This window comes from Streptomyces sp. NPDC029164 (assembly GCF_055563995.1).
This window is the reverse complement of record NZ_JBVHWW010000018.1, coordinates 77,335-90,346: the sequence shown is the minus strand read 5'-3', so window position 1 is coordinate 90,346 and position 13,012 is coordinate 77,335. Positions and strand designations below refer to the sequence as shown.

Genomic DNA, 13,012 nt, shown 5'->3' with positions numbered 1-13,012 from the left:
CGGCCTTCGAACGATTGTCACAAGTTCAAGCGGGATCTGACTTTTCATCAGAAGCCACACAAGTGTTTTGAGCCGCGAACCGGACGGGAAGAGTACGTAGCCCTCGCATGATCAACCCCCCGCGCCAGCGCAGGTCTTGGGGCGGAACAGCCAGTTCCAGATCGGGCAGGCGCGTCAGCAGGGTCGCGAGCGCCGTCTGCCCTTCGAGCCGTGCGAGCGGGGCGCCCAGGCAGTAGTGGATGCCGTGCCCGTACCCGAGGTGCTGGTTGTCGGTCCGGGAGAGGTCGAGGGTATCCGGTTCCGCGAACCGCTCGGGATCGCGGTCGGCGGCCGCGAGGACGACCAGGACCGGGTCCCCGGCCTCGATCCGCTGCCCGCCGAGGGTCAGCGGCTCGGTGGCGAACCGCCACGTCGCCAGCTCCACGGGGCCGTCGTAGCGCAGGAGTTCCTCGACCCCGGTGGCCAGCAGACCGGTCTCGCCGGCGGCGAGGGAGCGCTGGAGGCGCTCGCGCTGGCCGGGGTTCATGAAGAGGGAGTGGACCCCGTTGCCGATGAGGTTCACGGTCGTCTCGAACCCGGCGAAGAGCAGGATGAAGGCCATGGCGGTGGCCTCGGCCTCACTGAGGTGGTCGCCGTGGTCGCTCGCCCGGATCAGATCCGAGATGAGGTCATTGCCCAGATCATCCCTTTTGCGATGGATGAGTTCGCCGAGATAGGTCCGCATCTGCTTCACCGAGCGGGCGACGCCGCCGCGCGGGCCGCCGCCGTGGCGGATCATCATCCCGGCCCAGTCGCGGAAGTCGTCCTGGTCCTCGCGCGGTACTCCGAGCATCTCGCAGATGGCGTAGATGGGGAGCGGGAAGGCGAACTCGTGGATGAGGTCCGCCTCCCCCTTCGCCGCGAAGGCGTCGATCAGGTGGTCGGTGAGCGCCTGCACCCGCGGGGTGAACTCGGCGACCCGGCGCGGGGTGAACGCCTTCGACACCAGCCGCCGCAGCCGGGTGTGGTCCGGCGGGTCGATGTTGAGCAGGTGCGTCATCAGCTCCGCCTTGCGCTCCCCCGGGATCCCGGTCTTGCCCTTGGCGTGCGCCGGTTCCGCGTGGTGCGCCGGATTCTTGCTCAGCCGCTGGTCGGCGAGGGCCTGGCGGGCGTCGGCGTACCGGGTGACCAGCCAGGCGTCGACCCCGCTGGGGAGCTTGGTGCGGTGCACCGGTGAGTGCTCGCGCAGCCAGGCGTAGGCCGGGTAGGGGTCGGTCGCGAACTCCCAGTCGAAGAGGGTCGGGCCCTCGGAGGAAGGGGTGTCGGCGGGGTCTGCGGGGGTCTGCTCATGCACGTCACGACCGTATCCCGGCGCCGGACCACCATCCCATATGGCCCGTTCGTCGCGGCTGTCCGTAGATCGGCCATCGCTTGACCTCGCCTTCCCCGGCATTCCTACTTTCGGTTTTGTGGATGTGAGGATCTTGAAAAGCAGTTTCGCGGTGGTGGAGAGACGGGCCGAGCACGCGGTCAAGTTCTTCTACTCCCACCTCTTCTGGCACAACCCCGGAATCCGTGACCTCTTCCCGGCCTCCTCCGAGGACATGGAACGGCAGCGGGACCGCGTCTTCGCCGCGCTCACCCACGTGATCGCCCACCTCGACGACGAGAGCCTCCTCCCCTATCTCCGCGACCTCGGGCGCGACCACCGCAAGTTCCTGGCCCGCCCCGAGCACTACGCGGCCGTGGGCTCCAGCCTCCTCGCCGCGCTCGCCGCGACCTCCGGAGAGGCCTGGACCCCACAGGTGGAGAAGGCCTGGGCCGAGGCCTACCAGGTGATCGCCGACACGATGACGGCCGGCGCCGACGCGAGCGAGGACCCGCCGTGGTGGGACGCGGAGGTCGTGCGCCACCTCCGGTACGGGCAGGACATCGGGGTGCTGACCCTGCGGCCGCACGCCCCCTTCCCCTATGTCCCGGGCCAGTACACGAGCGTGTGCAGCGAGCGGGTCCCGGCGACGTGGCGCACCTACTCCCTGGGAAACGCCCCCCGCCCCGACGGCACCGTCGACCTCCACGTCAGCCGGATCGACCAGGGGCGGCTCAGCACCGCGCTGGTCAGCGAGACGCTGCCGGGCGAGGTCCTGCGGCTCGGTGCCCCCGGCGGGCAGCTGACCTTCCGCCGCGCCGGCCGCCCGGTCAGCCTCATCGCCGCCGGCACCGGCTGGGCGCCGATCCGGGCGATGCTGGAGCACCTCGCGGAACACCCTCCCGATCAGGACGTACGGCTCTTCGTGGTGGCGCGGGACGGCGCGCACCTCTACGACCGCCCGCTCATCGACACGTACGCCGCCTCCTGCCGCTGGCTCGGCGTCACCTACATCACCCCCGCCCCCGGACAGCACCGCAACCAGGCCACCGACCGGCTCGCGACGGCGCTCGGCCACCGCGCCCTGTGGCCGGACCAGGACGTCTACCTCAGCGGCCCGCCGCAGTTCATCGAGGAGACCGTCCACCTCCTCCAGGAGCTGGGCGCGCGCCCCGGCCGGCTCTTCCACGACTCCGTACCCGCCGCCGACCGGGGCCAGGGGCCCGGGGGCCGCCCGCTCGGCTTCGGCGAGTGGTTCCTGAACCGCCCCTCGCCGCACTGGCACAACCCCGCGGCCCGCGCGCCCCGGGAGTACGGGAACGACTGAACGCCGCCCGGGAGTACCGTCCGGGGCTACCGTCCGGGGGCTACTCGCCGACGCCCTCGGCGGCCCGGATCGCGTCCCGGTAGACGCGGGCCGCCGCGCGCAGTGCGGTCTCGGGGTCGGTCCCCTCCGCCTCGGCGCGTGCCGCCAGCGCCAGCAGTTCGTACCCGATGCCCTCACCGCGGGGCAGTTCCACGGGCACGCCGCCCGTGCGGACCCGGCCCGCGAGCTTGGCCGCGAGCGCCAGACCGGGCTGGCCCACCGGGATCCCGTCGGTGACCGACTCCCGCTGCTTCTCGACCGCCTTGGTGCGCTGCCAGTGCGCGTTCACGTCCTCCGGGGTCTCGGCCTCGGCGTCGCCGAAGACGTGCGGATGCCGGCGGATCAGCTTCTCCACGAGGGCACCGGCCACGTCGTCGATGGAGAACGCCTCGTCGGGATCCTCGTGCTCCTCGGCGATCCGCGCGTGGAAGACCACCTGGAGCAGGACGTCGCCGAGCTCCTCGCGCAGCTCCTCCCGGTCCCCGTCCTCGATGGCCTCGACGAGCTCGTACGCCTCCTCGATCGCGTACTTGGCCAGGCCCTCGTGGGTCTGCCGCGAGGTCCACGGGCACTCGCGGCGGACCCGGTCCATCACCTGGACCAGATCGAGCAGGCGCGCACCGGGCAGGTCGTACGAGCCGGGCAGCAGCTCCAGGTCGGGCATCCGGATCCGGCCGGAGCCGGCCAGGCGGGCCAGCCCGTCGGTGAGCCGCTGGTCGCCCTCCCCGCTCGGAAGCAGCACGACGGTGCGACCGCCCGCGCAGGCCTCGACCAGCTCGTGCGCGTCCGGGGTCCCGAAGGCGACCTCGATGCCCGCCTCCCGCAGGTACGGCAGCTGCGGGTGGCCCGGGTCGGCGCACAGCACCCGGTCCGCGGCGTGCAGGGTCTGCCACGCCGGCCAGGACAGCACGCCGGGGGCGACCCGGTGGCTGGTGGTCAGCAGGACGATGCGGCCCGTGGGCTCGGCGGCGGTGGGTTCGGAGTGCTCGGTCACCCTCCGAACCTACCTCCGGCCGGGCGCGTCAGGCTCCGGCGGGTGCCTGCTCGGGCCCGGTCCGCTGGGTGATCCAGGGGGTCTCCCCGGCGCCGAGCTTGATCTGCTTGACGTCCCAGGCGCCGTAGCGCGGGTTGACCTCGATGCGCAGGTCCGTCGCGGCGGCCCGGGCGGGCTCCTCCAGCTTCCCCTGGCCGTACTTCGCGGTGAGCTTGGTCAGCAGGACCCGGTCCCGCAGGAAGCGGTCGACCTGGCCGGGGGCCATGGCGCCCTTCTGCAGGAGCAGCGCCTCGAACTGCTCGGCCCCCTTGTTCTCCTCCACGTACGCCCGGCGTTCGTCCTCGATCTCCTTGACCGAGACGGAGACGCCGGCGGTTTCGGCCATCTGGTCGATGACGTGGCTCTGGAGCATCGAGTCGAGCTTCTGGCGCTCCAGGTTGGGGGTGCTCGCGATGAGCTCGGCGGCGGCCTGCCCGGTCCGGTTCTGCGCCACGCGGACGTCGTTGACCTGGGCCTGGAGGGCGGAGGTGGTGATCCGTTCGCCGCCGACGACGGCCGCGGTGCCGGGCCGGGCGTCGCCCGAGCAGGCGGACAGCAGAGGCGCCGCCAGAAGCAGGGCGGCGGAGACGGAGAGCGCTGTGCGACGGTGCAAAGGAGCCTCCAGGGCCGGGAGATTGTGCGTCGGTGCACAAGGGCCGTGCGGTGATCGATGGTATGCAGTCAGGGTGGTCCGAGCCACCGGTTCGACCAACGATTCCCGAGGTGTCGGGGTGCGCGTTCATCTGGCGGCCATCCTTCGGTCCCCCGGTGGTGCCAGGGTCGGCCCACCATGTCGACACCGCACCGCTCACAGCCCCGCTCGCCGCGCCGCCTGGGCCTGTCCGGCTCGGCGCTCGCCGCCCTGCTCACGGCGGTGGCCGTGTGTGCGGGGGACGCCGCCGCCCGCGTCTTCCCGTACGGACCGCGCCACCGCAGCATCAACGACCTCGGCAATCAGTTCGTGCCCTTCCACGCGCACCTGTGGGACCTCCTGCACGGCCGTGCCGAGGGCGGGCTGCTGTTCAACTGGCAGTCCGGGTACGGGACCAGCTTCCTGCCCGACCTGGGCACCTATCTGACGAGCCCGCTCTCCGTCCTCGTCGGGCTGTTCCCGCGCGCGGACATAGACCTCGCGGTGTACGTCGTGACCGTGCTCAAGATGACGGTCGCGGCGGCGGCGATGGCGTGGCTGCTGCGCACCCAGCGCCGCGGCCCGTGGTGGGCGGCGGGGCTGCTCGGGGCCTCGTACGCGCTGTGCGGCTGGTCGGTGATCGAGGCCTCCTACAACCCGATGTGGCTGGACGGGCTGATCGCCTTCCCGCTGCTGTGCCTGACCGGCGAATGGGCCCTGCGCGGGCGCCGGCTCGTGCTCGCGCCGCTGGTCGTCGCCGTCTGCTGGACGGCGAACTTCTACACCGCCTACATGGCGACGCTGGGTGCGGCGCTGGTGCTGGTGGTACGGGTGGTGCTGACCCGGGAGGGTCTGCGGACGCGGACGGCGGTGATCGCGCGGGCGGCCGGGACGACCCTGCTCGGGATCCTGCTCGCGGCTCCCGTGCTCGTCCCCCTCTTCCTCAGCTCGGGGCAGGCCTACCCGGGGTGGGTCAAGGAGTTCCGGCCGGTGTCCTGGGCGGACCTCTTCGCGCGGCTGCTGCCCGCGACGTACTCCTTCTCCTCCCCCGCCGTCTTCGTGGGCACCGGGACCCTGCTCCTGGTGGCCGCGCTGCCCTTCCACCGGGCGGTGCCGGTGCGCGCCCGGCTGTGGTGGGCGGGGCTGACGGTGGCCGTCGTGCTCTCGCTCCAGTGGGCCCCGACCCACCTGGCCTGGCACCTGTTCGCCACCCCGAACGGAAGCCCGTACCGGCAGACCTTCGTGCTCGCCGGGATCGCCGTCATCGCCGCCTGGACCGGGCTGGCGGCGGGCCTGCCGAGGCCGCCGGCCCTGGCGGCGGGGGCGGGCCTGCTCGCGGCCGCGGTGCTCTGGTCGCGCGGGAGCACGCTGGGGACGGACTGGGGGTACGCGCTGTTCGCGGGCGGGCTGGCACTGGCGGGCGCGGCCTGGTGGGCGCTGCGCCACCGCCGGCTGGCGCTCCCGGCGGCCGGGCTGCTGGCGGCGGTCCTGCTGGCGCAGGCCGCCGCGACGACCGCGTACGGGCACAAGGGGAAGCTGGGCGGGCTCGACGACTACCCGTCCTGGGGGTCGGCCCACACCGCGCGCGCCGAGGCGCTGGCCGGCGCCGGGGGCTGGCCGGCGTACCGCACCGACCCGAGCCGGCCCGCCCTGTCGGGCAACGACCCGATGCTGCTGGGCGGGGAGGGCGGCTCGTACTACAGCAGCCACACTCCGGAGGTGTTCACGCGGACGATGGTCGCCCTCGGGGCCGGCTGGACCTCGCGCGGACGCAACGTCCAGAGCATCGACAACCCGGTGACGGACGCCCTGTTCGCGGTCGGCGCGCGCCTGCAGCCCGACGGCACGGTCCGCCGCGCCGAGGTCCCGCCGCTGGTGACGACCCGCCCGCCCGGCGCTCCCCCCACCTACGGCGACTCCCCCTTCGCCAACCAGGAACTGCTCCTGGGGGCCCGGGTGTACGAGGACCCGCTCGCGCCCGGTGTCTGCCGCGCGGGCACGGAGGCCTACCTGTGGGCGCCGGAGTACAACGCCACGGCCCGCCTCGCGGACGGGCCCGCCTTCCGCCTGAACGGCAACGCCCCCCGCAACCGGGCGGCCCTGCAGCCGATGGGCGTCTCCCGCGGGGCCTCCTCGGCCCTGGTCTTCGACGCGGCTCCGCCCGCGCGGTGGACGCTGTCCTGCCTGGACCGGGCCCGCCTCGACATCGCGGTGGCCGCCTTGCGCGCCACGGCGGCGACCTCCCTGCACGTCGGCTCCTCGCGGATCCGGGCCGAACTGCCCGCGGGGACCACGGGCACGGCGGTCCTCTCCGTCCCCGCGATCGCCGGCTGGACGTGCAACGGCCGCCCGGCCGCGGCCCATCTGGGGCTGGTGGCCCTCCCCCTGGACGGCCGTACCAGCACGCTCAGCTGCTCGTTCCGCCCCCCGGGGCTGGTGCCCGGCGCGGCGGCGGCGGGGCTCGCCCTGGTGGTCCTGACCGCCCTGGTGCTCCGGCGGCGTCAGCGCATCTGACCGAGCCACTGCAGGGTGCGGCGGATCTCGGACGGGAAGGGGTGCGCCGGGCCGTGCAGGCGTTCCGCGTCGAACAACAGCCGGGCCAGGGCCTCGTGGGCCGCCTGCCGGTCGCCGAGGGAGAGCAGCAGGTGCGCGATCCGGCGGCGGACCTCCAGCGGCAGGCCCGGGTCCGGGTTGGCGTAGTGGTTCTCGAAGAGCGGGAGCAGCGAGCGGTACTCCGCCAGGGCGGCGGCCGGTTCGCCGAGCTGCTCCAGGCACTGGGCCGCGTCGTAGCGGAAGCGCAGGGACTGCGGGTCGCCGGCCGGGAACTCGTCGGCGAGGCGGCGCAGTTCCGGCAGGGCGCGGCGGTACTGGCCGTCGTCCATCAGCGTGGCGGCGTACTGCTTGCGCAGGGAGCGGACCACCGGGGAGTGCTCCCCGTGTTCGGCGGCCGCCGCCGGGAGGATGCCGCCGAGGATGTCCCCGGCCTGGGTGAGCCGCCCCTGGTCCAGGAGCTTGCGGGCCTCGTCGACGGCGCCGGGGATGTCGGGCCGGGCGGGCGTCGGGACCGGGGTGGGCGGTGAGGTCGGCTGCGGCGGGATCACGGTGGCCCGGTCCGGCCAGGGGGCGTGCGGGCGCAGGAAGGGGCGGGTCGGATCGAGCGGGCCGGCGGGGGCCCGGCTGCCGCTGGCGGGCAGCAGCGGGGCGAGGGCCTCGTAGACGGCCTGGGCGGAGGCGGGCCGGTCCTGCGGGTCCTTGGCGAGCAGGCGCATCAGGAGCGTCTCCAGCTCCTGCGGGATCTCCGGGCGCTTGGGCCGGACCAGGGCCGGCGGCTCGTACAGGTGGCGGTGGAGCACGCCGAGGGCGGTGGAACCCGCGAAGGGGACGTTGCCGCTGAGGAGTTCGTAGAGCAGCACGCCCAGGGCATAGAGGTCGGTGTACGGGCCGACCGCGCCGCTCATGGCCTGCTCGGGCGCCATGTACGCGGGGCTGCCGATGGGGGTGCCGGTGCTGGTGAGGCGGGTGGTGTCGGTGTCCATCACCGAGGCCACGCCGAGGTCCAGGACGAGCACGGTGCCGTCCGGGCGGACCATCACGTTGCGCGGCTTGAGGTCGCGGTGGACGATCGGCACCGCGTGCACGGCGGAGAGCACCGAGCACAGCTGCGCGACGACGGCGACCGCCCACTGCCAGGGGTAGGGGCCGTGCTCGGCGAGGTGGTCGGCGAGGTCGGTGCCCTCGACGTAGCCCATGACGAGGAAGAGTTCGTCGCCGTCGCTGCCGGCGTCGTGCACGGTGACCAGGCCGGGGTGGTCGACCTGCGCGGTCACCCGGCACTCGCGCACGAAGCGGCGGCGCAGTTCCTCGGCGACGGTGCCGGGGCCGGCGACCTTGTCGGGGCGCAGCAGCTTGACGGCGACGCGGCGGTCCAGGCGCTTGTCGTACGCGGTCCAGACCTGGCCCATGCCGCCCTGCCCCAGGATGGAGGCCAGCTGGTAGCGGTCCCCGATGAGCCGGTCCGTCACTGATTCGGGTCCTGGATCGCGGTCTGGTTCGGGTCCTGGTAGGGGCCGCCGGGCGGCGGGGTCTGCTTGCGCAGCAGTTCGCTGAGCTCGTCGAGTTCGGCGCGGACCTGCCCGATGCGCGGGGGCGGGGTCGGCTGCGGCGGCGCCTGCGGCGGGACCGGCGCGGCGGCGGGCTGCCGGGGCACGGGCGTCTGGGCGTGCGGGTACCCGTAGGCGGGCGAGGCCTGCTGCGGGTGGGCGTAGGGCGCGGCCGGGTACCCGTAGGCGGGCAGCGCGGTCCGCCGGGCCTCGTGGTGCTTGATGTCCGCGACGAGGAAGTACACGCAGACGGCGAAGCCGGTGAAGATCGAGCCACCGGCCCCGAGGTTGCCCTGCCAGCCGTTGACGTCGGGCGTCGGGTCGAGCTGGATCAGCGTCATCCACAGCACGGCGAGCGCGCCGGTGACCACCAGCAGCACCCAGTCGCGGGACTTGCGGGTCACCAGGGCGAGCCGCAGCATCGACCCCCAGGCCAGGAAGCCGCAGCTCAGGATGGGCAGCAGCATGAACACCACGCGCAGTGCCACCACGCCCCCGTCGGTGGACTGGGGGGCGTGCTGCGGCGGAAGGCCGGGGCCGTGCATCGCTGCTCCTGACGGGCCGTGCGGAAGAAGTTTCGGGTCTGAGGGTATACAGCGTTCCCGGCCATGAGTGAGGGGATGCACGCAACCGTTGCACGGTCGCTGCACGGCCCTTCACCCACGCCCGGAACGCCCCCCGGCAGGCGAATCGTCCCGACGTGTGCGGTGTCGCGACGGGCCGGGAGTCCGCATCGCGGAATCCCGGCCCCCACGGCGGTCAGGAGCCGAGGATGGTGGTGAGGAACTCTCCCGTCCAGGCCAGCAGTTCCCGCCCGACCACCGGCTTGCCGCCGATCTTGCCCGCCTTCGGGCGCGGGACCAGCACCTGTGAGGTGGCGGGCTTGAGCACGGTCCCCGGGTAGAGCCGCTTGAGGCGCAGCTCCTGCGACTCGCGCAGTTCCACCGGCCCGAAGCGGATGTTGTTGCCCTGGAGGGTGATGTCGCCGACCCCGCAGGCCCGGGCGAGCATCCGCAGACCGGCCACCAGCAGCAGGTTCTCCACCGGCTCGGGCAGCTTGCCGTAGCGGTCGGTGAGTTCCTCCCGTACGGCCTTGATGTCCGCCTCGGAACCGGCGGAGGCGATGGACCGGTATGCCTGCAGGCGCAGCCGCTCGCCGGGGGCGTAGTCGTGCGGGACGTGCGCGTCGACCGGAAGCTCGATCTTGACCTCCAGCGGCGGCTCCTCCTCCACCCCTCCCTCGACGGCCGCCCGGTAGTCGGCCACGGCCTCGCCGACCATCCGGATGTAGAGGTCGAAGCCGACGCCCGCGATGTGGCCGGACTGCTCGCCGCCGAGCAGGTTGCCCGCGCCGCGGATCTCCAGGTCCTTCATGGCCACGTACATGCCGGCGCCCATCTCGGTGTGCTGGGCGATGGTGGCCAGGCGCTCGTGCGCGGTCTCCGTGAGCGGCTTCTCCGGCGGGTAGAGGAAGTACGCGTACCCGCGCTCGCGGCCACGGCCGACGCGGCCGCGCAGCTGGTGCAGCTGGGACAGGCCGAAGTTGTCGCCGCGCTCCACGATCAGGGTGTTGGCGTTGGAGATGTCGATGCCGGACTCGACGATCGTCGTCGAGACGAGCACGTCGAACTTCTTCTCCCAGAAGTCCACGACGACCTGCTCCAGGGCCTGCTCCGACATCTGGCCGTGCGCCGTCGCGATCCGCGCCTCGGGCACGATCTCGCGCAGCTTGGCGGCCGCCCGGTCGATGGACTCGACCCGGTTGTGGATGTAGAAGCACTGGCCCTCGCGCAGCAGTTCACGGCGGATGGCCGCGCCGATCTGCTTCTCCTCGTACGGGCCGACGAAGGTGAGCACCGGGTGCCGCTCCTCCGGCGGGGTGGTGATCGTCGACATCTCGCGGATGCCGGTCACCGCCATCTCCAGGGTGCGCGGGATCGGCGTCGCGGACATGGTGAGCACGTCGACGTTGGCGCGGAGCTTCTTCAGCTGCTCCTTGTGCTCCACGCCGAAGCGCTGCTCCTCGTCGACGATGACCAGGCCCAGGTCCTTGAACCTCGTCTCCTGCGAGAAGAGCCGGTGGGTGCCGATCACGATGTCGACCGAGCCCTCCTTCAGCCCCTCCAGGGTGGCCTTGGACTCCGTTTCGCTCTGGAAGCGGGACAGCGCCTTCACCTTGACGGGGAACTGCGCGTACCGCTCGGAGAAGGTGCCGAAGTGCTGCTGCACGAGCAGCGTGGTCGGCACGAGGACGGCGACCTGCTTGCCGTCCTGGACCGCCTTGAAGGCCGCCCGGACCGCGATCTCGGTCTTGCCGTAGCCGACGTCGCCACAGATCAGCCGGTCCATCGGGACCGACTTCTCCATGTCCTCCTTGACCTCGGCGATGGTGGTGAGCTGGTCGGGCGTCTCCGCGTACGGGAAGGCGTCCTCCAGCTCGCGCTGCCAGGGCGTGTCCGGGCCGAAGGTGTGGCCGGGGGCCGCCATGCGGGCGCTGTAGAGCTTGATGAGGTCGGCGGCGATCTCCTTGACCGCCTTCTTCGCGCGCGCCTTGGTCTTGGTCCAGTCGGCGCCGCCGAGCCGGTGCAGGGTCGGGGCCTCGCCGCCGACGTACTTGGTGACCTGCTCCAGCTGATCGGTGGGGATGTAGAGGCGGTCCCCGGGCTGGCCGCGCTTGGCCGGCGCGTACTCCACCAGCAGGTACTCGCGGGTGGCGCCCTGCACGGTCCGCTGGACCATCTCGACGTAGCGGCCCACGCCGTGCTGCTCGTGCACGATGTAGTCGCCGGCCTCCAGGGTCAGCGGGTCGATCGTCTTGCGGCGCCGGGTCGGCATCCGGCCCAGGTCCTTGGTGGCGGTCCGCTGGCCGGTCAGGTCCGTCTCGGTGAGGACGGCGATCTTCAGGGCCGGGTCGACGAACCCGTTGTCGATCGAGCCGCAGGCGACGTGGACGATCGACGGTTCCAGGGTCCGGAGCTCGGCCTCCAGCCGGGCCGGGATGCCCTCGCCGCCGAGCACCTCGACGGTACGGGCGGCCGGGCCGTGGCCCTCGGTCAGGTAGACGGTGTGCCAGCCGTCGGCGATCCAGCCCTTGGTGTCGGCCAGGGCCCGGGCGGTGTCTCCGCGGTAGGCCTCCGGCGCGTGCATGCCGAGCTTCAGCGTGTCCCCGCCCACCGTCTCGTCGGCGGCGAAGGGGGAGACCGACCACCACATCATGTTCAGCTCACGGGCCCGGTCGCGGACGTCCGCGATCCCGCGCAGCGAGGCCGCGCCGACGTCGAGGGGGGCCTCCCCGCCGCCCGCGGTGGCCGCCCAGGAGGCCATCAGGAACTCCTGGCTCGTCGCGACGAGGTCGGAGGCCCGGGTGCGGACCCGCTCGGGGTCGCAGACCACGGCCATCGCCCCGGCCGGCAGGACGTCGATCAGCAGCTCCATGTCGTCGACGAGGACCGGGGCCAGGGACTCCATGCCCTCGACGGCGATCCCCTCGGCGATCTTGTTCAGCAGTTCGCCGAGCTCGGGATGGGCCTCGGCGAGGGCCGCGGCCCGCTCCCGTACGGCGTCGGTCAGCAGCAGCTCGCGGCAGGGCGGGGCCCACAGCCCGTGCTCTGCGACCTCCAGGGAGCGCTGGTCGGCGACCTTGAAGTAGCGGATCTCCTCGACCTCGTCGCCCCAGAACTCGACGCGCAGCGGGTGCTCCTCGGTGGGCGGGAACACATCGAGGATGCCGCCGCGCACGGCGAACTCCCCGCGCTTCTCGACGAGCTCGACGCGTGCGTACGCGGCGGCGGCCAGCGCCGCCGTGATCTCCCCCAGGTCGGCGCTCGCGCCCTGGCGCAGGCTGACCGGGACCAGGTCCCCGAGCCCCTTGACCTGCGGCTGGAGCACGGACCGGATGGGGGCGACGATCACGCTGACCGGCCCGGCCGCCGGATCGTCCTTGCTGGGGTGCACCAGGCGGCGCAGTACGGCGAGCCGGCGGCCCATGGTGTCGCTGCGCGGGCTGAGCCGCTCGTGCGGGAGCGTCTCCCAGGACGGGTAGTCCACCACTGCGTCCTGGGAGCCCGGCGGCATCATGGAGCGCAGGGCGGCGGCCAGGTCCTCGGCCTCGCGCCCGGTGGCGGTGACCGCGAGCACCGTCCGCTCGGTCCGCCGGGCCAGCGCGGCGATCGCGAAGGGCCGCGCCGCGGCGGGGCCGACCAGGTCCACGTGCATGCGGTTGCCGTCCCCGGCCGCGGTGACCGCCTCGGCGAGGGCGGGGTCCCGGGTGACGGCGTCGAGCAGTCCGTGCAGGCTCATGAAGAAGGCTTTCCGTCCGGTGAAGGGGCAACGCGAAGGACCCGACACGTCGCACGGGCCGGGGGTTCCCACCCTACGACGCACCCCGCCGCCACGCGCGGGAGATTCAGGTCGCCCGTCCGGGTGACGGATCGGGCGCCCGCGCGGGCCCGGACCGAAGGGTTCACGGACGCAACCGGGGGTGCGTCCGAGCCCCTCTACGATGTCGAGGTACTGACGTCAGAGCTCGCCGAGG

General features: G+C 73.1%; 8 protein-coding genes. 2 read left to right on the top strand and 6 right to left on the bottom strand.

Annotated features, from left to right (window positions below; all coding sequences use genetic code 11):
* Positions 1-25: 25 nt before the first annotated feature.
* Positions 26-1,333: a cytochrome P450 family protein gene (locus tag ACZ4VT_RS18995; protein ID WP_467951031.1), complete on the bottom strand. Its 1,308-nt coding sequence runs from the start codon at positions 1,331-1,333 to the stop codon at positions 26-28.
* Positions 1,334-1,481: 148 nt separating this feature from the next.
* Here ACZ4VT_RS18995 and ACZ4VT_RS18990 point away from each other — a divergent pair, with 148 nt between their 5' ends.
* Entirely contained in the window at positions 1,482-2,675 is a 1,194-nt protein-coding gene (locus ACZ4VT_RS18990) for a globin domain-containing protein (RefSeq protein WP_467951030.1), read from the top strand.
* Between the two features lie 40 nt (positions 2,676-2,715).
* Here ACZ4VT_RS18990 and ACZ4VT_RS18985 read toward each other — a convergent pair whose 3' ends face one another.
* Together ACZ4VT_RS18985 and ACZ4VT_RS18980 are read right to left on the bottom strand one after the other, a co-directional pair.
* Entirely contained in the window at positions 2,716-3,708 is a 993-nt protein-coding gene (locus ACZ4VT_RS18985; RefSeq protein ID WP_467951029.1) for a nucleoside triphosphate pyrophosphohydrolase, read from the bottom strand.
* Positions 3,709-3,736: 28 nt separating this feature from the next.
* Entirely contained in the window at positions 3,737-4,360 is a 624-nt protein-coding gene (locus ACZ4VT_RS18980; RefSeq protein WP_467951028.1) for a SurA N-terminal domain-containing protein, read from the bottom strand.
* Between the two features lie 177 nt (positions 4,361-4,537).
* On the opposite strand from ACZ4VT_RS18980, the gene ACZ4VT_RS18975 reads away from it, so the two are divergent.
* A complete protein-coding gene (locus tag ACZ4VT_RS18975) occupies positions 4,538-6,892 on the top strand; it encodes a YfhO family protein (protein WP_467951027.1) in 2,355 nt (784 codons plus the stop codon).
* Here ACZ4VT_RS18975 and ACZ4VT_RS18970 read toward each other — a convergent pair.
* From ACZ4VT_RS18970 to mfd, 3 genes are all read right to left on the bottom strand, one after another.
* A complete protein-coding gene (locus ACZ4VT_RS18970; protein WP_467951025.1) occupies positions 6,880-8,400 on the bottom strand; it encodes a protein kinase domain-containing protein in 1,521 nt (506 codons plus the stop codon). The genes ACZ4VT_RS18975 and ACZ4VT_RS18970 overlap by 13 nt on opposite strands.
* On the bottom strand, positions 8,397-9,023 hold the full coding sequence (locus tag ACZ4VT_RS18965) for a hypothetical protein (RefSeq protein ID WP_467951024.1): 627 nt from the start codon (positions 9,021-9,023) through the stop codon (positions 8,397-8,399). Before ACZ4VT_RS18965 ends, ACZ4VT_RS18970 begins: the two co-directional genes overlap by 4 nt.
* 214 nt (positions 9,024-9,237) lie before the next feature.
* Positions 9,238-12,777, bottom strand: a complete 3,540-nt coding sequence (gene mfd / locus ACZ4VT_RS18960) for a transcription-repair coupling factor (protein ID WP_467951023.1) — start codon at positions 12,775-12,777, stop codon at positions 9,238-9,240.
* Between the last annotated feature and the right edge of the window lie 235 nt (positions 12,778-13,012).

Bases quoted from the DNA above. Each gene is read 5' to 3' on its own strand.
- ACZ4VT_RS18975 (WP_467951027.1), top strand. From the start codon at position 4,538: ATGTCGACACCGCACCGCTCACAGCCCCGCTCGCCGCGCCGCCTGGGC.
- ACZ4VT_RS18965 (WP_467951024.1), bottom strand. From the start codon at position 9,023: ATGCACGGCCCCGGCCTTCCGCCGCAGCACGCCCCCCAGTCCACCGAC.
- mfd (WP_467951023.1), bottom strand. From the start codon at position 12,777: ATGAGCCTGCACGGACTGCTCGACGCCGTCACCCGGGACCCCGCCCTC.